We start from the raw sequence: 25,110 nt of genomic DNA, 5'->3' as shown, positions 1-25,110 counted from the left end.
CCGTACTCTTGAATAAATGTGCTTTTTATCATATTAGTAAACGATTACGCAGGGTATATGCCCGTAGTGTGTAATTTTAATTAACGTGTGAGTTCGTCCTCATCGTCGTCGAGTGGATCGCCTGAGTCTCCTTTACGTTTACGCTGCTCTTGTTTAGCTTTTTGAACATTTTCGTAGGTAGGTGGCGGAATAGGCATCAATGAAATAAGCGGGAAAAACGCTAAAAACAAATAAGCCCCCTTAGACATACTTTTACCCCACGTTACCATTTTCAGCATAGCCCACACTACGAATGATAATAACCCAGTCACAAGGGCAACAAAAATAAAGAAGGTGAATATTGTGTTATTACTTAATAAATCCATTTAATATAAATCTGAGTTATACATAACTAAGTTATGGGTATAAATTGAGCAATATCAATAGTTTTTATACTAAAAAGCAAAACCCAGCCGAGGCTGGGTCTACATTAAATCGATTTTTTAGTACTAAGTGCACAAAGTGTTTATCTGTGTAATTCACCAGCACGTTCTGGTTGATAGGTTACTTCTTTTATTTTTACCTTTATTAAGCCGCCACTCGGTTTAGGCCACTCAATTTCGTCGCCTTGGTTTAGTCCAAGTAATGCGCTACCAACGGGTGATAATATCGATATTTTATCGCCGCTAGAGTCACTATTCTTTGGGTACACTAAGGTTAACGTAAATTCTTCTTTAGAAGACTCAACAATAAAGTTTACAGTTGAGTTCATCGTTACAACTGATGATGGCATATCTTTAGGTTCGACTATTGTTGCTCGTGCCAGTTCAGCTTCCAATTCTTTTTTATTAGCAAAGCTACCTGCAGGCAATGATTCCATTAAGTCATACAATCTATCTGCATCGAGTGATGAGATGATTAGTTCAGGTTTTTTATTCATCTTAATATCCTTAATAATTTTTAATAAATAAAATTAACTCTGAGTATGGCTTAGCATGCATTTAAGAAGCAAAGGGATACGCGAAGTCATTTGAGCTAAATGTTTAGAATGTGATGGCGGGTAGCCGCAGTACGTTACTACACCGGCCTGCGAGCTAATAATTGCCCATTCTATTGAAAAACTATATTATGAATACAATTTCGAGATTTTAATCCTCTTGTTGGAGAAAGTGGCGGATTCAGGCCGTATCTGTTTCTTAGCCTTCGAATGTGAGATTTACCGTTTGGTTATCTAAACATTCCGCAGAGTGATGTCACGGTTGACCCGTGTCTTCAACTCAAACTTTAACCCCAACCTTTAAGGAACGAACTATGAAAATTGAGTTTAAGATCGAAATAAACCCAGTGGTCATATATATCATTGCGCAAGCTTTGATTACATTGATGCTGTAGTTGGTAGTGGGGGGCAGAGGCGCCCCTTCCTATTTCCCCTAACAATAATGTAGTGCTTGTGGCAATCATGAGGCAACAACACCAAGTTACCGACTTAATTTCGTCATTTTTTCACCCAAATTTCTATGCTTATTAGCATAACATTTCTTTCTTAGTGGGTGGTCAAAATCACTGTACCATTACAGTTACCCGCTCTTTCAAAAGCAAAAAACCAGCCGTAGCTGGTTTTTATATAAGCGAGGTGCTTAAACGGTGATGTTTATCACATCATTCCGCCCATACCACCCATTCCGCCCATGCCACTCATATCAGCGCCGCCAGCTTCATCTTTTGGGATTTCAGCTACCATTGCTTCAGTAGTGATCATTAGACCCGCAATAGACCCTGCAAATTGTAATGCAGAGCGTGTTACTTTAGTTGGATCTAGGATACCCATTTCAATCATGTCGTTGTATTCGCCAGTTGCTGCGTTGTAACCAAAGTTACCGTCGCCGCCTTTAACTGCGTTAATTACAACAGATGCTTCTTCGCCAGCGTTAGTTACGATTTGGCGAAGTGGTGCTTCCATTGCACGAAGTGCAACTTTAATACCGTGGTTTTGATCTTCGTTGTCGCCAACTAAATCAACTAGCTTGCTAGCAGCACGTACAAGTGCAACACCGCCGCCAGGTACTACGCCTTCTTCAACCGCTGCACGAGTTGCATTTAATGCATCTTCAACGCGGTCTTTTTTCTCTTTCATTTCGATTTCAGTAGCAGCACCTACTTTGATTACTGCAACACCGCCAGCTAGTTTAGCCATGCGCTCTTGAAGTTTTTCTTTATCGTAGTCTGATGTTGCTTCTTCAATTTGTGCTTTAATTTGAGAAACACGACCAGTAATACCCGCTTCTTCACCCGCACCATCAATGATTGTTGTATCATCTTTAGTGATAATTACGCGCTTAGCTGTACCTAGGTCTTCAACTGTTGCTTTTTCAAGCTCTAAGCCGATTTCTTCAGAAATAACAGTACCGCCAGTTAATACAGCGATATCTTGTAGCATTGCTTTACGACGGTCGCCAAAACCAGGTGCTTTAACAGCTGATACTTTAACAATACCGCGCATGTTATTAACTACTAATGTAGCTAGTGCTTCGCCTTCAAGGTCTTCTGCGATGATTAGTAGTGGTTTGCTTGCTTTAGCAACCGCTTCTAATGTTGGTAATAATTCGCGGATGTTAGATATTTTTTTATCTACAAGTAGAATAAATGGGTTATCTAGTTCAACAGTGCCTTTTTCTGGGCTGTTGATAAAGTAAGGAGATAAGTAACCACGGTCAAACTGCATGCCTTCAACAACATCCAGTTCGTTTTCAAGTGATTGACCTTCTTCTACAGTAATAACACCACTGTTGCGGCCTACTTTTTCCATTGCTTGAGCAATGATATTACCAATCTCTTGATCAGAGTTAGCAGAAATAGTACCTACTTGTGCAATTGCTTTAGTATCAGAACAAGGAACAGATAACGCTTTAAGCTCTGCAACAGCAGCAATAACTGCTTTGTCGATGCCGCGCTTAAGATCCATTGGGTTCATGCCTGCTGCAACAGCTTTAAGGCCTTCATTAACAATAGACTGTGCAAGTACTGTAGCGGTAGTTGTACCATCGCCGGCTGCATCATTTGCTTTAGATGCAACTTCTTTAACCATTTGTGCGCCCATGTTCTCAAACTTATCTTCAAGTTCGATTTCTTTTGCTACAGATACACCATCTTTAGTGATAACTGGTGAGCCAAATGATTTATCTAGTACAACGTTACGGCCTTTAGGACCTAATGTAACTTTTACTGCGTTTGCCAGGATGTTTACGCCAGTTAGCATTTTAGCGCGTGCGTCACCTGCAAAAAGTACTTCTTTTGCTGCCATGTTTTAAATTCCTCTAAATTCTTAAATGTTTATAAACGAAAAGTAGGTTTAGCCTACAATGCCTAAAATATTATCTTCACGCATGATCAGGTACTCTTGACCTTCGATCTTTTCAACTTTTTCAACATATGAGCCAAATAACACAGTGTCACCGGCTTTAACTTCTAACGCTCTCACGTCACCGTTTTCTAAAACGCGACCATTACCTACGGCTACAACTTCTCCGCGAGTTGATTTTTCAGCTGCAGAGCCAGTTAATACAATACCGCCAGCAGATTTTGTTTCTTCTTCTAGACGTTTAACGATTACGCGATCTTGTAAAGGACGAATGTTCATGTTTTTTAGTTCTCCTAACAGTTTCTGAACAGTACAGAAAAAAGCTTTTCTAATTTGCATTCATTAATGGGGGTAGAGTGAAAAATTCCAAGAGAAAAAACGATAAATTTTTAATCTTTTCTCTCATATTCACCATCAATAGTGGTTGGTCGTTCCATTTGCCCTTGCTCTCGTTCAGCATGTTGCTGCCCAGCAAACGGCGATGGCCCTTGTTGCCTACCTGCGCTCATTCTAACAGTTGCTTGGCTAGCAAGGCCTGCAGCCAATTTGTTACGAATTGCAGGGGTTAATAATAGTAGCCCAAATACGTCAGTCATAATGCCAGGAGTAAGGAGTAATACACCTGCAATTACAACGCATATTCCGGTAAATAATTCTTTGGCTGGCATTTGCCCTTGCGCCATTTGCGCTTGTACGTTTTGCAGCGCACCCATACCCTGTGTTTTAACCATTTTGGCACCTAAAATCGCAGTAATAACCACAAGTGCAATTGTTGCAAATCCGCCAATCACGTCGCTTACTTGAATCAGCAAAGCGATTTCGATAATAGGGATGATAATAAACAACACAAATAAAAATCTAAACATAGCGCTCTCTAAATAATGACACTCAAAAGAGTTGATGAAATATAAATGAGGGTGACGAGGTCTCTTTTCAAGGTTAGGGCATAGGTATCGTCATTTTACTGATATTTTAGCGTCTACACATTGTATCGGCTATCAGATACTATGAAGCTAGACACTGTCCAATAAGAATAGGTTCATAATGACTACGCATTTTAAAATGATTTTTACGACCTGCAAAGACGAAGCAGAAGCGCGCACACTTGCAAGGGCGTTGGTAGAAAAAAGCTGGCTGCTTGTGTAAATATTTTACCTAACATGGGCTCTATTTATATGTGGGAAGGCGAAGTGGCAGAAGCAACTGAAGCTAAGCTACTTATAAAAACGAAATCAGACAAAATGAACGATGTGTTTCTAACAATAAAAGAGCTACATAGCTACGAAGTGCCAGAGATTCAGGTTTTAGAAGTTTCTACGGGAAATTTGGCGTATTTTAATTGGATGGACGAGGTACTGAATTAATGCGTTTTTTCTTTTTATTGTTGGTTACATTATTAACCGTACCCGTAAAGGCTGTGACTAATAATGTGCTTGGTGATCTACTTGGGCCTCCTCAACATACTTTTTTGCCTGTAGAGCAAGCGTTTGCATTTGATTTTGACCAGCAAGGCAGTACTTTGTTTGTAGGTTGGGATATAGCGCCAGACTATTATTTATATAAAAAGAAAATAGAAATTATTGCTAAAGATGCCACTATAGAGGTGGGTGACTCTGGCAGTGGCGAAATTATCGAAGATGAATTTTTTGGTAAAACAGAAGTTTTTTCAATTCCGCAAGTGTTATTAGTAAGCTAAGTAATGTAACCGAAGGCGCCGTGGTTAAAGTTCGTTATCAGGGCTGTGCAAAAGCAGGGCTTTGTTATCCGCCAGAGGTAATTAGCATTCCACTTAGTGTTATTAATGGCGCACAGATTAAAAATGTAGATAAAAATAGCGCTACCGATGAAACGGCAACCGCAGCAAATACGTTTGCAGCACTCAACGATCCAGCAGCTGAACCTACAACAAATTCGGATGATACCGAAAAAGAGCTTACTTTTACTGAGCAGTTGGCAAGTCAAAGTTTAATTACTAATTTATTAATATTTTTTGTAGTGGGTGTTGGCCTTGCTTTTACACCCTGTGTATTCCCCATGTTTCCTATTTTGTCGAGCTTAATTGCAGGTCAGCAAAACCTTTCAACTAAAAAAGCGTTTGCGTTGTCGTTTGTATATATACAAGGTATGGCAGTTACCTATGCAGCGCTTGGCTTAGTTGTTGCAGCGCTTGGTGGGCAAGTGCAGGGATATTTACAGCATCCTTTTGTGTTAATCAGCTTTAGTTTATTATTTGTATTGCTCGCTATGTCGATGTTTGGTTGGTACGAAATTAAACTGCCAAGCAGTATGATGAGCAAGCTAACTCAAGTAAGTAACAACCAAAAAGGCGGCAACTACGTTGGCGTATTTTTAATGGGTGTACTTTCGGGCTTAATAGCATCACCTTGTACTACTGCGCCACTGTCGGCTGCACTGTTATTTGTAGCGCAAAGTGGTGATTACTTAGTAGGTGGTTTAACACTGTACGTGCTCAGTTTAGGTATGGGGTTACCACTTTTATTACTTGGTACATCTGGCGGTAAATTGCTTCCTAAAGCGGGTGGTTGGATGGAGCAAGTTAAAACCTTGTTTGGCTTTGTAATGCTTGTTGTGCCGCTTATATTACTTGAGCGACTAGTAAGCGCCGACATTATATTATTAATGGCAGGTGTGCTTGCATTAGCAACAGCACTGTACTTACATCATTGGCAAAGTAGCCAAACACAAAGCAAGTTAAAAACTGCATTATGGTTTGCTGCAACTCTATTAGTTATTACAGGCTTTACGTTAACTAAAAACTACTTTTGGCCAGTTCAAGTACAAACAGTACAGGTAAGCTCACAAAATAATGAGTTTAAACAGGTTGCTGATTTAGCAGAATTAAAAGAAGCAGTTGCACAAGCAAACGACGAAGGTCGAATGGTTATGGTCGATTTATATGCCGACTGGTGTGTGGCGTGTAAAGAGTTTGAACATTACACCTTTCCTGATGCCAAAGTGCAAAGTGAGTTTAGCCAGTATCAACTTATTCAAATTGATTTAACTGAGAGTGATAATAAAACAATTGAGCTAATGGAAGAGTACACGGTGTTTGGTTTACCTAGTATTTTGTTTTTTAATACTCAAGGACAAGAGCTTAGTACGCAGCGCGTAACGGGCTTTTTAAATGCTGAGGACTTTGCTAAACACCTAGCAGTTGTGCGCGCCAGCGCACAATAATAGTGCAATAGTGCCACTTGAATTGTCTAAGTGGCACCTTCACAATTCCCCTTATATTTGTACCCACGACACTGATAAGACCAGTATTTTGCTGCTATTTACGTCGAAATCACTATAATAGTTGGTTAACGTGAGAAATTGTTGCTACATTGCTTTTTCTGCTTACTTAAAAGTGAAAAATTAGTTAGTAACCGCTTAACTCATTACTTATAGGATATATCGCGTATTATGGCTGCAAAATTTAACCTTTTAGTTATAAATGGTCCAAATTTAAACATGCTGGGCAAACGTGAACCGGATAAATACGGTTTTCAAACGCTAAGTGAAATTATGAGCGAACTAACAAGTGCCGCTGATAGTCTAGATGTTGAGTTAACGCATTTTCAAAGTAATAGTGAGCAAGCACTCATTGAACGCATTCACAATGCTTGGCAAGCGGTTGATTACATAATTATCAATCCAGCTGCATTTACGCATACTAGCGTCGCATTACGTGATGCACTGCTGAGTGTTGATATTCCGTTTTTTGAGGTGCACTTAAGTAATGTGCACGCACGTGAAGCCTTTCGTCATCATTCGTATTTTTCTGATGTGGCACAAGGCGTAATATGTGGATTAGGTGCAATGGGTTATCACGCAGCATTAAACGCCGCTGTTAACCGGTTGCAAAGCGCAATTTAATTTAAATTAACACACAAACAACTTACAGGCGGGTCGTGTAATGGATATTCGCAAGATAAAGAAGCTTATCGAATTAGTAGAAGAATCAGGTATTGCTGAGCTAGAAATCACTGAAGGTGAAGAATCAGTACGTATTAACCGTAACAACATGAGTGCAGGCCCAGGTTACCCACAATTTGCTCCACAGCAATATGCACCAGCGCCAGCAGCACCAGTTGCAGCGGCTCCTGTAGCTGTTGAAGCAGCAGCACCAGCTGAGCCTACGGGTCATCAAGTTAAATCACCAATGGTTGGTTCTTTTTACTCAGCAGCTTCACCAGAGGCACCTGCGTACGTAGAAGTGGGTCAACAAGTTAAAGTTGGCGATACGCTTTGTATTATCGAAGCTATGAAAATGATGAACCAAATTGAATCAGATAAAGCCGGTACAGTAAGAGCTATCTTAGCTGAAAATGGCGAGCCAATAGAATTTGATCAACCTCTATTCATCATTGAATAATAGCGTAACCTAAAAGGCCAACTCTAATGTTAGATAAAGTAGTCATTGCAAACCGAGGTGAAATTGCACTTCGTATATTGCGCGCCTGCAAAGAGCTTGGGATCAAAACGGTTGCTGTGCATTCAACGGCAGATCGCGATCTTAAGCATGTATTGCTTGCAGATGAAACCATCTGTATTGGTAGACCATCAGCAACTGAAAGTTATTTAGATATTCCGCGCATTATTGCTGCGGCTGAAATAACTGACGCTGTAGCGATTCACCCAGGTTACGGTTTCCTTGCAGAAAATGCTGATTTTGCCGACCAGGTTGAGCAAAGTGGTTTTGTATTTATCGGTCCTCGTGGCGACACTATTCGCCTTATGGGTGATAAAGTGTCTGCTATCGCAGCAATGCGTAAAGCAGGCGTTCCATGTGTTCCTGGCTCTGACGGTCCAGTATCAGATGATAAAGAACGCAACATGCAAATCGCTAAGCGTATCGGTTACCCGGTAATCATCAAAGCTGCTGGTGGCGGTGGTGGTCGTGGTATGCGCGTTGTTCGCAGCGAAGCTGAACTTATTGATTCAATTGCATTAACACAGCAAGAAGCTAAGCAGTTCTTTGGTAATAGTATGGTTTACATGGAAAAATTCCTTGAAAACCCACGCCACATCGAAGTTCAAGTATTAGCAGACGGCCAAGGTAATGCAGTACATTTAGGTGAACGTGATTGTTCTATGCAACGTCGTCACCAAAAAGTAGTTGAAGAAGCGCCAGCACCAGGAATTACTGCTGAAACGCGTAAGTTCATTGGCGAGCGCTGTACACGTGCATGTATCGAAATTGGATACCGTGGTGCAGGTACGTTTGAGTTTTTATACGAAAACGGCGAGTTTTACTTCATCGAAATGAATACACGTATTCAGGTTGAACACCCTGTAACTGAAATGGTTACTGGTATCGATTTAGTGAAAGAGCAGTTAAAAATTGCAGCGGGTCAGCCATTATCATTCACTCAAGACGACGTTGTTATTCGTGGTCATGCTATTGAGTGTCGTATTAATGCTGAAGATCCTGAAACGTTTATCCCGTCACCGGGTAAAATTACCCGTTTCCATCCAGCGGGTGGTTTAGGTATTCGTTGGGACAGCCATATTTACGCTGACTACACGGTTCCACCGCATTACGATTCAATGATTGGTAAGTTAATTACTTACGGTGAAAACCGTGACGTAGCTATTGCCCGCGCGCGCAATGCACTTAACGAGCTAGTAATTGACGGAATTAAAACTAATACTCCTTTGCATAAGAGAATTCTTGCAGATGAAAACTTCCAAAATGGTGGCACTAACATTCACTATCTTGAGAAAAAATTAGGGTTATAATTCTAGCGTTTTAAAAAACCGGCTTATGCCGGTTTTTTTATGCCTGAAACTGCAATTTATCGCCTTAAATAAATATTCTGGTATGATTGGCAAACATGCGCTTTTAAGTAAATTTTTGAGGTAGTAATGACGCGTAGTTTTGAATCACACCTAAATGATGAAGTGGCAACCGTTACTATGGGGAACCAAGTTGCAGCTATTATAGAGCAAGGTGCGGTGATTTATTTACATGGCGATTTAGGAGCTGGTAAAACCACGTTTACCCGTGGCGTAGTGCAAGGCTTTGGCCATACTGGTAAGGTTAAAAGCCCCACATATACGTTAGTAGAACCTTATGAGCTTGAACAAGCAAATGTTTATCATTTTGATTTATACCGTTTAGGCGACCCTGAAGAACTCGAATACATGGGAATACGCGATTATTTTTCAGCAAATGCAATTTGTGTTGTTGAATGGCCTGAAAAAGGTGGCGAATTTATTCCTGTGCCTGATTTAGATATTACCCTAAGCTATGTGGGTAACGAACGTAAAATTGTTATTAATAGTGCGAGTGATCGCGGTGTAGCAATTGTCGAAAAACTAAATAAAAAACAATAAATTAGTGAAGGCAGTAATTATCAAATGAGTCGAGGTGCAGTTAAACTCTTTATTTACCTTATGGTTATTACCATAAGCCTGCCGCTGTGGGCGAAAAATACTATTAATAGCGTACGTGTATGGCCATCTCCAGACAGTACGCGTGTGGTGTTTGATTTAAATGACAAGCCCGACTTTAGTTATTTTATGCTAAAAAACCCTAGCCGCTTAGTGGTCGATTTAGAAAATACTAGCGAGTTAAAAATACTGCCAGGTGTACCACCAAAACATCAAATAGTGAGCAAGCTACGCTACTCAAAACCTAAAAATAAGCACAGTGTACGGTTAGTGTTTGAATTAAACGCACCAGTAAAGCCTGTTGTGTTTGCTTTAGCACCTACTGGTCCTTATAAAAATAGACTCGTTGTTGATTTATATAATAAGAGCCAAGCAAAAACTGTTGTATCACCTGCACAAACAGCGGCTAAAAATCGCCAATTAAGTCAAGAACGCGACATTGTTATTGCAATTGATGCAGGCCATGGCGGCGAAGATCCTGGCTCCATAGGTCCATCAGGCACGTACGAAAAAACAGTCACATTGCAAATAGCAAAGCGATTAGAGCGTATGATCGACGGTGAGCGCGGTATGATTTCACGTATGGTACGAAGCGGTGATTATTTTGTAAAACTCAATACGCGTACTAATCGAGCTCGTGAAAAAAAGGCCGATTTTTTTGTTTCTATTCATGCAGATGCATTTACAAGCCCAGGACCAAATGGTGCCTCTGTTTGGGTGTTATCATTAAGGCGTGCTAATTCAGAAATAGGTAAATGGATAGAAGATAAAGAAAAGCACTCTGAGCTTTTAGGTGGTGCTGCTGATGTGATGAAAGATGCCGCTAATGAAAAATATCTAGCACAAGCATTGCTTGATATGTCGATGGACCACTCGATGAAAACTGGCTTAAGTGTAGCCGACGAGGTGGTTAAAGAGTTGCGTAAAGTTGCCAAACTGCATAAAAAAGATCCGCAACACGCGAGCCTTGCTGTACTTAAGTCACCAGACATTCCATCTATTTTGGTAGAAACGGGGTTTATATCTAACCCGCGAGAAGAAAAATTACTTAAAAGCGCTAATCATCAAGAGCGTTTAGCTAAAGCGATATTTACTTCAATTAAAAATTATTATTTAAAAAATCCACCTGATGATTCTTTATTTGCCAAATTAAAGTCGCAATACCCAACAAAACATAAAGTACGCCCTGGAGAGTCTTTGAGTATGTTGGCAAGTCGTTATGGCATTACGGTCAGTAAATTAAAGCAAGTTAATAAACTAAGCTCTAATACTTTATTTATTGGGCAAGAGCTTGATATACCGCAAAGTTAGTCATTATTATCAGCGCAATGTTTGCTAGGAAGTTCCATGAATATTGAAATATTACCCGCGCGTTTAGCCAACCAAATAGCTGCAGGCGAAGTGGTCGAGCGTCCAGCGTCGGTAGTAAAAGAGCTAGTCGAAAATAGTTTAGATGCTGGTGCTAACCGTATTCAAATAGATATAGAGCGCGGCGGCCACAAACTTATTCGTATTCGTGATAATGGCACTGGGATAAGTAAAGATGAGCTAACGCTCGCGCTTTCTCGCCACGCAACAAGTAAATTAAAATCACTTGATGACCTTGAAAACATTTGCTCACTTGGTTTTAGAGGGGAAGCACTTGCGTCAATTAGTTCTGTGTCGCGTTTAACGCTGAGCTCAAAACCAAAAGAGCAAGAAGCAGCTTGGCAAGCTTTTGCAGAAGGCCGCGACATGGCCGTGCAAGTAAAGCCAGTAGCGCACCCCGATGGCACAACCATTGAAGTAAAAGATTTATTTTTTAATACCCCAGCACGTCGTAAATTTTTACGCACCGAAAAAACTGAATTCAGCCATATTGATGAGTTGATAAAGCGTATTGCGCTTAGTCGCTTCGATGTCTCTATTACACTAACTCACAACGAAAAAGTAGTAAGGCAGTATCGTGCCAAAACTGATCCCTCTCAGGCTATAACACGCGTAGCACAAGTTGCAGGCAAGGCCTTTGCCGAGCAAGGTTTGCATATTCAATCAGGAGAAGGCGGTTTACAGTTGCATGGTTGGGTGCTGCCTGTAGGCTCAGCGAATACTACTCAGTACACTTATGTGAATAATCGCATGATGCGCGATAAGCTTATTTTACATGCGATACGCCAAGCGTTTGAAGAGGTGAGTGGGACGCAAGAGCTACCTGGGTTTGTTATTTATATTGATATTGACCCACGACAGGTCGATGTAAATGTTCACCCTGCTAAGCATGAAGTGCGTTTTCATCAAGGGCGATTAATTCATGATTTTATATTGCAAGCTATTAAGCAAGTTGTAGTACCTTTGCAAGGTGAGTTTGTTAGCGAGTCAGTAAGCACTGAAACTGAATTTTCTTCTGTGTTCACAAGCCCAACACATAGTAGCGGTAATAATATAGAGAGCGATGGAGTATTTGATTACCCTAAATCGCAACTACAGCCTTCTTATTCTGGAAGTGCTGGTAGCTCAAGTTCGTCCTCAGGTACTAGAAGTGTTGGCGGTGCATACCGTGCAGCACCAAGTACGAGCCATCATGACGTAAATGCGTTTTATCAAGGAGTGAGTGAGCAACACGCTGCGCATTTTGACAATACAGCCAATATATCTGCAGCACAACACCAGTCAGTATCTGTTGATAATGTCTTAAAAGCTGTTTCTATTATAAGTGTTAGTGAAGGAGTGTGTGTCTTTAGTGAAGAGCAGCAATTGTATTGCTCACATTTTAAATATGCATTAGTTGATGATTGGCATAATCAAATTAAAGAGTTCGGAAGTTTAGAAGGGAAAGCCCTTTTGTTACCTGTGCGGGTAAGCCTAGACAAAGAAGATTGCTTGCTTATAAAGGCTCAGCAATCGTGGTTTACATTACTTGGTTTTGAACTCGTAATAGAAAAACAGTTTGTAATGGTTAAAAAATTACCAGCGTGTTTATATTTACTTGATGTAAGTACAGCAATAGGTGAGCTGCTTGATGCATGTAAAGCGGGACTCGAAAATATAGAGAACTGGTTAGCGTGGCAGATGAAATGTGTACCAACTCGATTTTATTTGAGCAATGTATTTTTAGCGCAACAAATACGCTTACAAAATAATCCGCAAACTATTGAACGCTTACGCGAAAAAGCAGTTAAAATAGAGTTAAATCACTATTTAACGCAATTAGATTAAGGTATCAGTGTTGAGTAATTTACCAGTTATATTTTTAATGGGTCCAACTGCTGCTGGTAAAACAGCATTGGCTATCTCACTGTGCGAGCATTTAAATACAGAAATAATCAGCGTTGATTCAGCGTTAGTGTATAAAGATATGAACATTGGAACTGCAAAACCCGATGCAGAAGAACTTGTTAAAGCTCCACATCATTTAATTGATCTACTTGACCCGAGTGAAACGTATTCAGTTGCAGATTTTAGGCGCGATGCAGTGCAAAAAATTGACGAATTCCATAGACAAGGTAAAGTGCCTGTATTGGTTGGGGGTACAATGTTGTACTTCAAATCTTTAATTGATGGTTTATCGCCTTTGCCTGAAGCAGATGCAGTAATAAGAGCAGAATTAGAAGCACAAGCTAAAGAATTTGGCTGGCCTCATTTATATAAAGAATTAGCTAAAGTTGACCCTAAAGCAGCTGAAAAAATGAGTGAAAATGATTCACAAAGAATTAATCGCGCTTTAGAAGTTTACCGATTAACTGGTAAAACCATGACTGAGTTGCAAAAGCAAAAACAGCCACCTTTACCTTATACTTTTCATCAATTTGCGATTGCACCGCAAGAACGCAGTGAATTACATGCGCGAATTGAAGAAAGGTTTAAAATAATGATTGATCAGGGGTTTGAAAATGAAGTTTCGACCCTATATCTACGTAAGGATTTACACCCCAATATGCCTTCTATTCGTTGTGTAGGTTATAGACAAATGTGGGATTACCTTGCGGGTGAGATAGACCATGATGAAATGGTTTTTCGCGGCATCGCTGCTACACGTCAATTGGCCAAACGTCAATTAACTTGGTTGAGAAGCTGGCCTGATGTTACTTGGTTAACAACAGGTGATGAAGAAAACTTGCATCGTGTAGTAAGTTCGCTAAGCTAGTAGTAGTTGAACAAAATTTAGCTTTGTTAAATAAGTTCAGCCACTTAATTATAATAACACCTAGAACGAAGGAATAATAACATGGCAAAAGGCCAATCGTTACAAGACCCATTTTTGAATGCACTACGTCGTGAGCGCATTCCAGTATCAATCTTTTTGGTAAATGGCATAAAATTACAAGGTAAAATTCAGTCATTTGACCAATTTGTTATTTTACTTGAAAACACTGTAAACCAAATGGTGTATAAACACGCAATTTCAACAGTTGTACCTGCTCGCGCAGTCAACTTCCAAGGTGTTCAAGGGGATGAGAGCACTGAAGAGCCAGAAGCTGGAAATTTTTAATTAGGAGCGTAATGCTTGTTTGACCGCTATGAATCCGGCGAACAGGCAATTTTAGTTCATATCGACTTACCTAAAGAAGGAGATCGTGAAGATCTTCATGAATTAGAAATGTTGGTATCCTCTGCTGGTGTTAGTAGTTTGGCGGTTGTGCAAGGCAGCCGTCAAGCACCACATCCGAAACTATTCGTCGGTACCGGTAAAGCAGAAGAAATAGCTGAAATTGTCAAAATCCACAATGCAGATGTCGTTATTTTTAATCATCAACTCAGACCGTCACAAGAGCGTAACTTAGAACGCGTTTGTGAGTGTCGTGTACTTGATAGAACGACGCTAATTCTTGATATTTTTGCCCAACGTGCACGTACCCATGAAGGTAAGCTGCAGGTTGAATTGGCACAACTTCGCCATATGTCAACTCGATTAATTCGAGGCTGGACCCATCTTGAACGTCAAAAAGGCGGGATTGGCTTGCGTGGGCCAGGTGAAACCCAACTTGAAACCGACAGACGATTACTTCGTGCTCGTATTCAAAATATTCGTGCGCGTTTGGCTAAAGTAGCTGTACAGCGCGAACAAGGTAGGCGAGCTCGTACACGTAATGAAATACCTACTGTATCGTTAGTGGGTTACACGAATGCGGGTAAATCTACGTTATTTAATCGTATTACACACTCAGACGTATATGCGGCCGATCAGTTGTTTGCAACGCTTGATCCAACTTTACGCAAGCTTGAATTAGGTGATGTTGGCCCCGTTATTTTAGCGGATACGGTTGGTTTTATTCGTCATTTACCGCATGACTTAGTCGCGGCTTTTAAAGCAACGCTTATTGAAACACGTGAAGCTGATTTACAGCTACATGTAATTGACGCAGCAGACTCTCGTCTTCAAGAAAATATTGAACAAGTACAATCTGTGCTTAAAGAAATTGAAGCCGATGAAGTACCACAGCTATTAATTTATAATAAAATTGATGCGCTAGATAACGCAGCTCCCCGTATTGATCGCGATGACGAAGGACAACCTATAAGGGTGTGGCTTAGCGCCCAGACTGGTGAAGGCTGTGAATTACTTAGTGAGGCCATTAGTGAGTTACTTGCTAAGAAAATGTTTAACGAAACCTTATTTCTTACGCCATTGTATGGTCGCCTAAGGGCTGCATTATTTAGTTTAAACGCAGTGCATGAAGAGCGATTTGATGATCAAGGTAATTGGCTGTTAGATGTTAGAATGCCTATGGTTGAGTGGAATCGTTTAATTAAAGAATTTGGTCCTGAAATTGCTGGTTTTATCAGCCGTAATTAAAAATTGACGTTTAAATGTCGGTTTTTGTATGAGAAACGCGGTAGATTTGTTAGATTTAACACAATTTCCTAATTTATTTAGATAACAATGGAGTATAGCTATGGCCTGGAATGAACCGGGTAATAATGGCAATGACAAAGATCCGTGGAATAATAAAGGCGGACGTGATCAAGGCCCACCTGATTTAGACGAGGTGTTCCGTAAATTTAGTAACAAGTTCGGCGGCTTATTTGGCGGGAAAAAATCCGGCAATGGTAGCGGTGGTGGACTTGGCGGAGCCGGTATTTCATTTATACTTATTATCGCCGTTATTGTATGGGCGTTAAGTGGTATTTACACGGTAAAAGAAGCCGAGCGTGGTGTGGTTCTTCAATTTGGCAAATATGACCGAATTGCAGATCCAGGTCTGCGTTGGAAAATGACGTTTATTGAAACAGTGATCCCAGTCGATATTGAAGCAGTTCGTTCACTATCAGCTACTGGCTTTATGTTAACTGAAGACGAAAACGTAGTAAGCGTTGAGTTTCAGGTGCAATACCGAGTTATTGACCCATATCTTTACAAATTTAGTGTAACTAATGCTGATAGCAGCTTAGAAGAAGCATTAGATAGCGCACTGCGCTATGTTGTGGGCCATGCCAAAATGGACCAAGTTTTGACTAATGGTCGTGAGGTTGTTCGTCAAAATACATGGGATGAGCTTAATAAGATTATCGAACCATATAACTTGGGTTTAATTGTAACTGACGTTAACTTTAAAGATTCTCGTCCGCCAACTGAAGTTAAAGATGCATTTGATGATGCAATTGCTGCACAAGAAGATGAAGAACGTTTCATTCGTGAAGCAGAGGCCTACGCCCGTGAAATTGAGCCTCGTGCACGTGGTCAAGTAACACGTATGACGCAGGAAGCTGAAGGTTACCAAGAGCGTATAACTTTAGAAGCACAGGGTGAAGTGGCTCGGTTTGAAAAGTTATTACCTGAATATCAAGCTGCTAAAGAAGTTACTCGTGAGCGCTTATACATTGATGCAATGGAAGAAGTGTTAGGGAGTAGTTCTAAAGTATTGGTTGATGTTAAAGGTGGTAATAACATGATTTATTTACCGCTTGATAAGATCATGGATAAGCAAGGCACAGCAACACGTGTTGCTCTACCAAGCTCAAGTGATATTCAAGATTTACGTAATAAAGTGAATACATCACGCAATAGCACTGTTAATGGTGGTAATGACCGCTTTAACAATGATCGTTTTAATGAAGGGAGATAAGCATAATGAAAAACTTTAGTTTAGTAATACTATTAGCTGCCATTGTGATGTCTTTCTCGTCAGTTTTTGTTGTACCTGAAGGGCAAAAAGCAATTGTTTTGCTATTTAGCAAAGTACAAAAAGACAGTGAAGACAGTGCTGTTGTTTACAGCCCTGGTTTACACTTTAAAGTACCATTTTTTAGCCAAGTACGACGTATTGATGCGCGTATTCAAACATTAGATGGTACGCCAGACCGCTTTGTTACAAGTGAAAAGAAAGACTTAATTGTTGATTCATTTGTAAAATGGCGTGTAAACGATTTTAGCACTTTTTACTTACGTGCTCGTGGCGATAAGCAATATGCTGAAACGTTACTTGAACAAAAAGTAAATAATGGCTTGCGTACTAACTTTGGTACGCGAACTATTCGCGAAATTGTATCAGGTGAGCGTAGCGAGTTAATGGAAGAGGCGTTAGTACAAGCTTCTGAAAGTGCACGCGAGTTAGGTATTGAAGTGCTCGACGTACGCGTTAAGCAAATTAACCTACCTCAAGAAGTCAGTAGCTCTATTTATCAACGTATGCGCGCTGAGCGTACTGCCGTTGCAAAAGAGCATCGTTCTGAAGGTCAAGAAAAAGCTGAAACTATTCGTGCCGGTGTCGATCGCCGTGTAACGGTTATGCTTGCTGATGCAGAGCGTAATTCTCGTTCTGTACGTGGTCAAGGTGATGCAGACGCTGCTGGGATTTATGCAAATGCATATAATAAAGACCCTGAGTTCTTTAGTTTTGTACGCTCGTTAGAAGCATATAAAAAGACTTTTAAAAATAAGCAAGACGTTATGGTGCTTTCACCAGATAGCGACTTCTTCCAATATATGAAAGGTGCTAAAGCTCAATAAGCTTTGCATTAAGTATTTAAAAGTTAAAAGCCTCGCATTTGCGGGGCTTTTTGTTAATGGGTATTTAATAGTTTAAATTACTGTTATTTATGTGGTTATTAGCTATCGTTTAGGTTTAAAAAAACTACGCGGAAAAAATAAGCTGAACAGGGGTGATCTTTACTTTAGTTTTCTGGTAAAATCTCGTCCTAATTTTCTCTAAGTGAATTTACAATGGGTAAAAACGTTGTTGTATTAGGCACCCAATGGGGTGACGAAGGTAAGGGTAAGGTAGTTGACCTCCTTACGGACAAAGCATCTTTAGTAGTTCGTTATCAAGGTGGCCACAATGCGGGTCATACTTTAGTTATCGAAGGTGAAAAGACGGTTCTACACCTTATTCCATCGGGTGTATTACGTGACAATGTTAAATGTGTGATTGGTAATGGTGTAGTTTTATCACCAGAAGCGCTAATGAGAGAAATTGGCATGCTTGAAGAGCGCGGCGTACCAGTACGCGAGCGTCTTTTAATAAGCGAAGCATGTCCACTAATCTTGCCTTTCCATGTTGCATTAGATGTAGCCCGCGAAACTGCTCGTGGCGATAAGCCAATTGGAACTACCGGTCGTGGTATCGGTCCAGCGTACGAAGATAAAGTGGCGCGCCGTGGTTTACGTGTAGGTGACTTGTTTAATCCGGAATTATTTGCAACTAAATTAAAAGAAGTTCTTGAATACCATAACTTCACTTTAGTTAACTACTACAAAGTAGATGCTGTAGATTTCCAAAAAACGTTTGATGATGCAATGGCTGTTGCTGATATCTTAAAAGCAATGGTTGTAGATGTAACTGAGCTTTTAGATCAAACGCGTTTAGCAGGCGAAAACATTTTATTTGAAGGTGCACAAGGTACGTTACTTGATATCGATCACGGTACTTACCCTTATGTAACGTCTTCAAATACTACCGCTGGTGGCGTTGCGACGGGTGCAGGTTTTGGTCCATTAAACCTTGATTACGTTCTAGGTATTATTAAAGCGTACACGACACGTGTTGGTTCAGGTCCTTTCCCTACAGAGCTTTACGATGGTCTTGATAAACAAGATCCAGTTGGTAAGCATTTAGGCGATAAAGGCCATGAGTTTGGCGCAACAACAGGTCGACTTCGTCGTACTGGTTGGTTAGATGCAGTGGCTATGCGCCGTGCAGTTCAAATCAACAGTATTTCAGGTTTTTGTTTAACTAAGCTTGACGTTTTAGATGGTTTAGAAACACTTAAAATCTGTATTGGTTACAAGCTCGAAGATGGTACAGTTACTAACGTAACGCCATTAGCAGCTGAAGGTTACGATAAAGTAACACCAGTATACGAAGAGATGCCAGGTTGGTCAGAGAACACAGTTGGTGTAACAAGTCTTGACGGTTTACCAAAAGCTGCAATTGACTACATCAAGCGTATTGAAGAAATTACGGGTGTTCCAATTGATATTATTTCTACAGGCCCAGATCGTGTAGAGACTATGGTACTTCGCAACCCGTTTGCGTAATTACTATTAGATTAAAAAAAGCTGCCTAGTGCAGCTTTTTTTGTGCCTAAAATTCACTTTGGAACGATCTTTGTATAGTATTTTGTAGATATCATTTTTATATGTGGCGAATATGCGTTTATTATTTTGTAATTCAATGTTGGCAATATCGCTAACATCACTCTCTTTACTCATAAGTTTCAATAGCTTAGCTGAGGAAACATCTGCTGCTGTGCCGTTGTACACTGAGCCTGAGTTGATTGCATTGATAAATAAAAATGTCCATTTACAGCGCGTAAAGGCTGATGATTGCCAGTTAGTGCAAGATATAGAAGCACGAGCCAATAAAATGGCGTTACCGTCTTATCAGTTTTTATATGGCGATATGCTGGCTTATAACGTATGCGTTGATCGAAATGTAGAGTTAGGTGTGTATTATATGCGTAAAGCTGCTCAGCAGGGCTTAGCGGCAGCATTAGAGCAACTAGGACGTTACTACGACACTGGCCGATTAGTGCAACAAGATAAAACGATGGCAATTACGTATTTACGTGAAGCTTCATCGCAAGGCAATTTAAAAGCTCAATTGCGCTTGGTTAAATTATTTAATGATGGCTTTGGTAGTCCACGAGACTTTGAAGATGCGTATCGATGGTTGTTTAACTCTATGGTGGCAGATAAGGCAACCCATCAAAAAATTGAACAATCACTTACTCAATTAGCTGAAAAAATGCCAGCAAGTGTGGTTGCTCGAGCTCGTCTTCCTATTTAATGGCTTTAAAAAACAAAACCCTAACTTTTTAAGTTAGGGTTTTTTAGTTTTTACAGACTGTAAAAGTATTTAACTGTCTTCTTTAGCCTTTGTTTGCGGGTCTTTTAAAACTGACATTTTAGGCGGCTGTAATGCAACAACGCGTTCGCCTTCTTGCGGCGGTTTTTCCATGTTGATTGTAAACGGTCTGAGCTTAATTGGTGTATCCTCATCACTGTCTTTATCACCAATGAGAATAAACAGTGGTATAGCCTCAGGGTTCATTTCTAGATATTGCTCCCAGCTAAATTCATCAGAAATACGTGTTGAACTAACTTTACCACCTTTAGCTATAATGCTGCTTAAGCGTGCATATGACCCTTCGTCACCAAAAAGTATTTGTCGTGATAAAAACGTTGCGCTGTCTTTATTTGCTTTTGCGTGCGACGTTGAAGAGCGCAATGAGAATACATTTTTCTCATTAAGTAAGTGAGAAAAATATTGGACGCCCAACGCGTTGTGATGACGATTAGGTGAGAGTGCTAGTACACTGCGAATAGTAGTTAGTGGTAAATAGCGTTCGGCGTGCTCCGATTGCGGGTTACCGTAATAACACGCTAAGCCATCCATACGTGCCATTCTACAGTTTTCCCATGCTGGGTCTGATAAATGAACAGGAATATTTTGATCTTTTAAGCCTCGGCCAATGGCACGTGCAACATGGTTTGCACCAATAATCAAAATCGTATTTGGCGACGGTTGGCGTACACCTAAAAGTTTAGCAACAGGAATCGCAGTTAAGCTCTGTAGTACAACGGTAATTATAATTACTGTAAATATGAGAGGTACCATTTTTTCAGCATCAGCAACACCAGACTCCATCATACTAAGCGCAAATACCGACCCAACGGCAGCGGCGACTATACCGCGTGGAGCTATCCAAGCAAGTACCAAGCGAGACTTCATTGGTAGGTCAGTACCAAAGGTCGAAATAGCAATACATAATGGGCGTGCAACAAAAAGTACGATGGCTAAAAATATAAATACATCGCTGTCGAGCATCATTAAATCAGAGAGCTGTAAGCGTGCTGCAAGTAAAATAAACAGCGTTGATATTAATATCATCGACAAGTCTTCTTTGAACTCCAGTACAGAATCTATTTCTAAATCGTCTTGGTTAGCAAGCCAAATGCCAAATACTGTCACAGCTAAAAGACCCGATTCATGGCTTAAATAGTTTGATACAGAAAAACTAATGAGTACTAACGCTAAAATTCCAAACTTATGTAATTCAAATGGTAGCCATTCGCGGCGCATTAATAGTGTTGTTAGCCAGCCTGCAGCAACACCAATACTTAAACCAACGCCGAGGGTTTTAACTAAAGCAATAATAGTGTGGCTAAATACTTCGCCTTGGCCTACAAGCATTACGGCTTCAAATACTAATACAGCAAACAATGCGCCGATTGGGTCTATTACAATACCTTCCCAGCGTAGTATGCGGTCAATGTCTTGTGTTGGGCGCATTGAGTTTAATAGCGGTGCTATCACAGTAGGGCCTGTTACAACTAGCACTGCACCTAATACTGCAGCTACACGCCAATTAAGCTCAAGTAACCAATAGGCGCTTAGGCTAATAATAATACAGGTAGTAAGCATGCCGATTGAGCAAAGGTTTCTTACAACTTTTCCAATCCCTTTTAATTCTCTGAAATGCAGAGTAAGTGAACCTTCAAATAAAATGATTGCAACGCTTAGTGATACAACTGGAAACAGTAAATCACCTAACAATGCATCAGGGTCTAAAACACCACTAAATGGCCCAAGTAAAAGACCAGTAAGCAATAAAAAAGAATAGCGGGTACTCTAAATGCCCACGCGACCCACTGGGCAAGTACAGAGCAAAGTGCGATACCGGCTATATAAATTGCTGACATAGATTAAGAATTCCTTATTTATGACGATATATTTTAAAAGTATAACTTTTGTTAATTATTAATACAGGGGTATACACGGGAAATTCAAATATTACTAATCAATTTTAGCTGCTAATAAAAGATTAGTGATCTTTAATTTTGGATCTTGGATGCAAAGACTTTATAAAAGCACATTAACTACTATTATCTTGTTGATTTATAATGAAAATATATATTTTATTATTAATGTGTAATAGCTCTGTTTGAATTTTAGCCTTGATCTTACTGTGTAATTTAGCGTATTATACTTCGAGTTCGAATTATTAGTTATCTAATTAAGATTGTTGGTTGAAATAGTTGAACGTTAATACTACGGTCATTTTTACTGCTTATAATCATGTTTTGGATACTAAATTAGTATCTGAACGTTAAAATTTTATTTTCCGAATTCTTAAGTATGGTTTTACTGGACAAGTTTGTTTATTTTATTTAACAAATAAAGGTTTGAGTTGAACTATTACTTTTCAATATTTAATCCCCATCGTGGCGATTAAATCTCGGTCCTTGAGTCTTCACCCTATCTGTTGGTGTATCAGACTCTAGAGGCTCTATGTATGTTGTTAATAGAAAAGCCACACACAGCTTTTTACAGCGATGCATAAACAACACTTTTAAACTTTCTTATTGGTACTGCTCATAACACTGGGTGGGTGCTACTTTATATCTGAGCTTAAATTTAAAACAACGTTTTAGATTTGGCCTTTTTGTGTGCGTTTAAAAGTGCTGTCAAACGATAAATAAATTCGAAGCAAGGTTTTATACCTAGCTACTTAGTTTTAGCTCACGAGTAGTGAGCGCAAATAAAATGGAAAGTTGAGCATTTATGCAAAAGTTAAATTGGCGACGCATTGTACTTAAAGTAGGCAGCGCATTAATTGCACCGGATCACGATGGCTGCCGTTCACGTTATATATTAACCATCGCACAGTTTATTGTTCGTTGCCGTGCGCGTGGTATTGAGGTGATCCTGGTTTCGTCAGGTTCGGTAGCGGCTGGCGCGCACTTGTTTCCATCAGATAAACCACGTTCAGTTGTAATGAAAAAGGCAATGGCGGCAGCAGGCCAAACAGAAATGATTGCCATGTGGGACCGTTTTTTCGACTTTCCATCAGCGCAATTACTATTAACTCATGGTGATTTACGTGATCATGAGCGTTATCAAAGTATTCGGGAAACCGTATTTACGTTACTTGAGCACGGTGTGCTACCAATCATCAATGAAAATGATGCTGTGACAACAGACGATTTACGAGTAGGTGATAACGATAATTTATCTGCTATGGTTGCCGCTGCAGCAGATGCAGATGCTTTACTGATTTTTTCGGATGTTGATGGGTTATATGATAAAAATCCTAATTTGCACGACGATGCTGTTTTATTACCTGAAATAAAATCAATTGATGAATCTATTTATGCTATGGCAGGATGTGCTACGAGTGCTGTGGGCACCGGTGGTATGAAAACCAAAATAGAGGCTGCGGAAAAGGCAACATCACACGGTATAGCCACTTATATTATTAATGGCTTTAAAGAAGAAACATTTACTCGATTATTAGCTGGAGAAAATCCAGGTACTATTTTTTCGCCATACGAAAAGCCAATGCAAGATTCTGTACATTGGATGACACATACAGCAAACGAGCAAGGTGAAGTTGTTGTTGATGGGTCGTTTGATGAGTCATTAGAAGGTGAAACTGGGTGTATTCGCGGCGATGAGATCGTTGAAGTACACGGTGAATTTGCTATCGGTGATACCATTTTAGTACGAAGTGAAGACGGTACGCGTCTAGCTAAAGCGACCGCAAATTATAGTAGCTGTTTGTTAAACTTTATTGCAGACAACGAACAGAGTGAATTCAGCGAAAAAATGCAGGATTCAATTGGACCAGTTATATCTGAAAAACATATCGCATTATTGGAGAAGTCATGAGTTTAATTACGGACATTTCACGTCAGGCAGCTAAAGCTGCACATACACTTGCTTTACTCGATACCGAGACTAAAAACCAAGTATTAGTTGAAATGGCAGCGGCATTAAGAGAGCAAAAAGCATTTATAATAAAAGAAAATGAAAGTGATTTAAGCGCAGCACGCGACAATAACTTAGCTGCCTCAATGATCGACCGCTTAACGTTAAACGATGAGCGTATTGAATCAATGGCACAAGGCATTGAAGTTATAGTAAGCCTTGATGATCCTGTTGGTCAGCTACGAGATATTACCGAGCGTCCAAATGGTATCAAAATTCGTAAAATGCGCGTACCTCTTGGCGTTGTATGTATGATTTACGAAGCACGCCCGAATGTGACAGCAGACGCTGGTGCATTATGTTTTAAATCAGGTAATGGCGTAATTTTACGTGGCGGTAAAGAAGCACTTAGAAGTTCACAAGCTATCGCAAGTGTGATGCATAGCGTACTTGAAAAGCATAACTTACCAGTATCACTTATTTCAGTGATTCCAGATCCAGATCGTGCGCTATTAATGGAGTTAATGCAGCAACGCGAAAGTATTGATTTAATTATTCCACGTGGCGGCGAAGGCTTAATCAACTTTGTTACTGAAAACAGTACGATTCCTGTAATTCAGCATTACAAAGGTGTTTGTCATCTATATGTGGATAAAGATGCAGATCTAGAAGTAGCCCTTAACTTACTACTTAATGGTAAAACGCAGCGTACCGGTGTTTGTAATGCACTAGAGGGCTTAGTTGTTCATCAAGATGTGGCAGATGAGTTTTTTAATCTGTGTGCAGTCGTACTACGCCAAGAAGGTGTGAAAATAAATGCAGACAGTTTTGCAGCTAAATATTTTGATAACGCAACCGTTTTAGCTGATGATGAATTTGGTGAAGAGTATCTAGATTTAGAAATTGCTATTCGCGTTGTTCCAAGCTTTACGGCAGCAGTTGAGCATATTGCACAGTTCGGTTCAAACCACACCGAAGTAATTTGTACTAAAAATCAAACTGCCGCAGAGTTATTTCAACGCAGTGTTGATGCTTCTGTAGTAATGGTTAACGCGTCATCTCGCTTTTCTGATGGCTCACAATTGGGTCTAGGTGCGGAGATTGGTATAGCGACCTCCAAGCTTCATGCATACGGTCCAATGGGGCTTGAATCACTCACTACTGAGAAGTACTTAGTAAATGGCGAAGGCCAAGTTCGTGAATAAATTAACGATGTAAGTAATAAAGCCGAGCATTGCTCGGCTT

The 25,110-nt window shown here is 40.1% G+C and carries 20 protein-coding genes and 3 pseudogenes; 17 read left to right on the top strand and 6 right to left on the bottom strand.

What is annotated here, in order from left to right:
- Window positions 1-80: 80 nt before the first annotated feature.
- From P4S65_RS02840 to P4S65_RS02820, 5 genes are all read right to left on the bottom strand, one after another.
- Complete coding sequence (locus P4S65_RS02840) at window positions 81-278, bottom strand: hypothetical protein (protein ID WP_337119537.1); 198 nt, start codon at window positions 276-278, stop codon at window positions 81-83.
- 227 nt (window positions 279-505) lie between these two features.
- Window positions 506-919 (bottom strand): nucleoside diphosphate kinase regulator, encoded by a 414-nt coding sequence (gene rnk / locus P4S65_RS02835; protein ID WP_337119536.1) that lies wholly within the window; start codon window positions 917-919, stop codon window positions 506-508.
- 714 nt (window positions 920-1,633) lie between these two features.
- Window positions 1,634-3,280 carry a chaperonin GroEL gene (groL, locus tag P4S65_RS02830; protein ID WP_337119535.1) on the bottom strand — a complete coding sequence of 549 codons (1,647 nt, stop codon included), beginning with the start codon at window positions 3,278-3,280 and terminating at the stop codon, window positions 1,634-1,636.
- 48 nt (window positions 3,281-3,328) lie between these two features.
- Window positions 3,329-3,616 carry a co-chaperone GroES gene (locus tag P4S65_RS02825; RefSeq protein ID WP_007580032.1) on the bottom strand — a complete coding sequence of 96 codons (288 nt, stop codon included), beginning with the start codon at window positions 3,614-3,616 and terminating at the stop codon, window positions 3,329-3,331.
- Window positions 3,617-3,726: 110 nt separating this feature from the next.
- Complete coding sequence (locus tag P4S65_RS02820) at window positions 3,727-4,203, bottom strand: FxsA family protein (RefSeq protein ID WP_002958838.1); 477 nt, start codon at window positions 4,201-4,203, stop codon at window positions 3,727-3,729.
- A gap of 178 nt (window positions 4,204-4,381) precedes the next feature.
- On the opposite strand from P4S65_RS02820, the pseudogene cutA reads away from it, so the two are divergent.
- The 15 genes and pseudogenes from cutA (at window position 4,382) to P4S65_RS02745 (ending at window position 19,941) form a co-directional block, all read left to right on the top strand.
- Window positions 4,382-4,701 (top strand): annotated as a pseudogene (gene cutA, locus P4S65_RS02815) (divalent-cation tolerance protein CutA).
- Window positions 4,701-6,535: pseudogene (locus P4S65_RS02810) on the top strand (protein-disulfide reductase DsbD). The pseudogenes cutA and P4S65_RS02810 overlap by 1 nt, the downstream one beginning before the upstream one ends.
- Before the next feature lie 228 nt (window positions 6,536-6,763).
- The gene (gene aroQ / locus P4S65_RS02805) at window positions 6,764-7,216 is read left to right on the top strand and encodes a type II 3-dehydroquinate dehydratase (protein WP_024600056.1); all 453 of its coding nucleotides are present in this window, start codon (window positions 6,764-6,766) and stop codon (window positions 7,214-7,216) included.
- Window positions 7,217-7,256: 40 nt separating this feature from the next.
- The gene (gene accB / locus P4S65_RS02800) at window positions 7,257-7,715 is read left to right on the top strand and encodes an acetyl-CoA carboxylase biotin carboxyl carrier protein (protein ID WP_007580042.1); all 459 of its coding nucleotides are present in this window, start codon (window positions 7,257-7,259) and stop codon (window positions 7,713-7,715) included.
- Window positions 7,716-7,741: 26 nt separating this feature from the next.
- The gene (accC, locus tag P4S65_RS02795) at window positions 7,742-9,082 is read left to right on the top strand and encodes an acetyl-CoA carboxylase biotin carboxylase subunit (RefSeq protein WP_007375934.1); all 1,341 of its coding nucleotides are present in this window, start codon (window positions 7,742-7,744) and stop codon (window positions 9,080-9,082) included.
- Between the two features lie 126 nt (window positions 9,083-9,208).
- A complete protein-coding gene (gene tsaE, locus P4S65_RS02790) occupies window positions 9,209-9,679 on the top strand; it encodes a tRNA (adenosine(37)-N6)-threonylcarbamoyltransferase complex ATPase subunit type 1 TsaE (RefSeq protein WP_007375935.1) in 471 nt (156 codons plus the stop codon).
- A gap of 24 nt (window positions 9,680-9,703) precedes the next feature.
- Window positions 9,704-11,047 (top strand): N-acetylmuramoyl-L-alanine amidase, encoded by a 1,344-nt coding sequence (locus P4S65_RS02785; RefSeq protein WP_033038180.1) that lies wholly within the window; start codon window positions 9,704-9,706, stop codon window positions 11,045-11,047.
- A gap of 36 nt (window positions 11,048-11,083) precedes the next feature.
- Window positions 11,084-12,931: a DNA mismatch repair endonuclease MutL gene (mutL, locus tag P4S65_RS02780; protein ID WP_337119534.1), complete on the top strand. Its 1,848-nt coding sequence runs from the start codon at window positions 11,084-11,086 to the stop codon at window positions 12,929-12,931.
- 10 nt (window positions 12,932-12,941) lie between these two features.
- Window positions 12,942-13,859 (top strand): tRNA (adenosine(37)-N6)-dimethylallyltransferase MiaA, encoded by a 918-nt coding sequence (miaA, locus tag P4S65_RS02775; protein WP_007375938.1) that lies wholly within the window; start codon window positions 12,942-12,944, stop codon window positions 13,857-13,859.
- An 81-nt stretch (window positions 13,860-13,940) separates the two neighbouring features.
- Window positions 13,941-14,204: an RNA chaperone Hfq gene (gene hfq / locus P4S65_RS02770; protein WP_007375939.1), complete on the top strand. Its 264-nt coding sequence runs from the start codon at window positions 13,941-13,943 to the stop codon at window positions 14,202-14,204.
- Between the two features lie 15 nt (window positions 14,205-14,219).
- A complete protein-coding gene (gene hflX, locus P4S65_RS02765) occupies window positions 14,220-15,509 on the top strand; it encodes a ribosome rescue GTPase HflX (protein WP_337119533.1) in 1,290 nt (429 codons plus the stop codon).
- 100 nt (window positions 15,510-15,609) lie between these two features.
- A complete protein-coding gene (gene hflK / locus P4S65_RS02760) occupies window positions 15,610-16,779 on the top strand; it encodes an FtsH protease activity modulator HflK (RefSeq protein WP_007375941.1) in 1,170 nt (389 codons plus the stop codon).
- Window positions 16,780-16,784: 5 nt separating this feature from the next.
- Window positions 16,785-17,663, top strand: coding sequence for a protease modulator HflC (hflC, locus tag P4S65_RS02755; RefSeq protein ID WP_007375942.1), 879 nt, complete (start codon window positions 16,785-16,787; stop codon window positions 17,661-17,663).
- A gap of 213 nt (window positions 17,664-17,876) precedes the next feature.
- Window positions 17,877-19,190, top strand: a complete 1,314-nt coding sequence (locus tag P4S65_RS02750; protein WP_007375943.1) for an adenylosuccinate synthase — start codon at window positions 17,877-17,879, stop codon at window positions 19,188-19,190.
- 112 nt (window positions 19,191-19,302) lie between these two features.
- Entirely contained in the window at window positions 19,303-19,941 is a 639-nt protein-coding gene (locus tag P4S65_RS02745) for a tetratricopeptide repeat protein (protein WP_337119532.1), read from the top strand.
- A gap of 69 nt (window positions 19,942-20,010) precedes the next feature.
- On the opposite strand, the pseudogene P4S65_RS02740 reads toward P4S65_RS02745, so the two are convergent.
- Window positions 20,011-21,857, bottom strand: a pseudogene (locus P4S65_RS02740) (cation:proton antiporter).
- An 862-nt stretch (window positions 21,858-22,719) separates the two neighbouring features.
- On the opposite strand from P4S65_RS02740, the gene proB reads away from it, so the two are divergent.
- Together proB and P4S65_RS02730 are read left to right on the top strand one after the other, a co-directional pair.
- Window positions 22,720-23,826 carry a glutamate 5-kinase gene (proB, locus tag P4S65_RS02735; protein WP_007375946.1) on the top strand — a complete coding sequence of 369 codons (1,107 nt, stop codon included), beginning with the start codon at window positions 22,720-22,722 and terminating at the stop codon, window positions 23,824-23,826.
- Window positions 23,823-25,070 (top strand): glutamate-5-semialdehyde dehydrogenase, encoded by a 1,248-nt coding sequence (locus P4S65_RS02730; RefSeq protein ID WP_096793873.1) that lies wholly within the window; start codon window positions 23,823-23,825, stop codon window positions 25,068-25,070. Before proB ends, P4S65_RS02730 begins: the two co-directional genes overlap by 4 nt.
- Window positions 25,071-25,110 lie beyond the last annotated feature (40 nt).

The sequence above is a fragment of the Pseudoalteromonas sp. B131b genome (genome assembly GCF_037162545.1).
GTDB classification, from domain to species: Bacteria; Pseudomonadota; Gammaproteobacteria; order Enterobacterales; family Alteromonadaceae; genus Pseudoalteromonas; species Pseudoalteromonas fuliginea.
Note: the sequence above shows the minus strand (reverse complement) of the source record. Positions and strands in the feature narration are given on the sequence as shown.

Excerpts from the sequence above, each read along its gene's own strand:
- groL (WP_337119535.1), bottom strand. The coding sequence starts at position 3,280 with ATGGCAGCAAAAGAAGTACTTTTTGCAGGTGACGCACGCGCTAAAATG.
- proB (WP_007375946.1), top strand. The coding sequence starts at position 22,720 with ATGCAAAAGTTAAATTGGCGACGCATTGTACTTAAAGTAGGCAGCGCA.
- hfq (WP_007375939.1), top strand. The coding sequence starts at position 13,941 with ATGGCAAAAGGCCAATCGTTACAAGACCCATTTTTGAATGCACTACGT.
- P4S65_RS02750 (WP_007375943.1), top strand. The coding sequence starts at position 17,877 with ATGGGTAAAAACGTTGTTGTATTAGGCACCCAATGGGGTGACGAAGGT.
- rnk (WP_337119536.1), bottom strand. The coding sequence starts at position 919 with ATGAATAAAAAACCTGAACTAATCATCTCATCACTCGATGCAGATAGA.
- mutL (WP_337119534.1), top strand. The coding sequence starts at position 11,084 with ATGAATATTGAAATATTACCCGCGCGTTTAGCCAACCAAATAGCTGCA.
- P4S65_RS02840 (WP_337119537.1), bottom strand. The coding sequence starts at position 278 with ATGCTGAAAATGGTAACGTGGGGTAAAAGTATGTCTAAGGGGGCTTAT.
- P4S65_RS02825 (WP_007580032.1), bottom strand. The coding sequence starts at position 3,616 with ATGAACATTCGTCCTTTACAAGATCGCGTAATCGTTAAACGTCTAGAA.
- hflC (WP_007375942.1), top strand. The coding sequence starts at position 16,785 with ATGAAAAACTTTAGTTTAGTAATACTATTAGCTGCCATTGTGATGTCT.
- P4S65_RS02745 (WP_337119532.1), top strand. The coding sequence starts at position 19,303 with ATGCGTTTATTATTTTGTAATTCAATGTTGGCAATATCGCTAACATCA.
- P4S65_RS02785 (WP_033038180.1), top strand. The coding sequence starts at position 9,704 with ATGAGTCGAGGTGCAGTTAAACTCTTTATTTACCTTATGGTTATTACC.
- tsaE (WP_007375935.1), top strand. The coding sequence starts at position 9,209 with ATGACGCGTAGTTTTGAATCACACCTAAATGATGAAGTGGCAACCGTT.
- P4S65_RS02820 (WP_002958838.1), bottom strand. The coding sequence starts at position 4,203 with ATGTTTAGATTTTTATTTGTGTTGTTTATTATCATCCCTATTATCGAA.
- P4S65_RS02730 (WP_096793873.1), top strand. The coding sequence starts at position 23,823 with ATGAGTTTAATTACGGACATTTCACGTCAGGCAGCTAAAGCTGCACAT.
- aroQ (WP_024600056.1), top strand. The coding sequence starts at position 6,764 with ATGGCTGCAAAATTTAACCTTTTAGTTATAAATGGTCCAAATTTAAAC.
- accC (WP_007375934.1), top strand. The coding sequence starts at position 7,742 with ATGTTAGATAAAGTAGTCATTGCAAACCGAGGTGAAATTGCACTTCGT.
- hflK (WP_007375941.1), top strand. The coding sequence starts at position 15,610 with ATGGCCTGGAATGAACCGGGTAATAATGGCAATGACAAAGATCCGTGG.
- accB (WP_007580042.1), top strand. The coding sequence starts at position 7,257 with ATGGATATTCGCAAGATAAAGAAGCTTATCGAATTAGTAGAAGAATCA.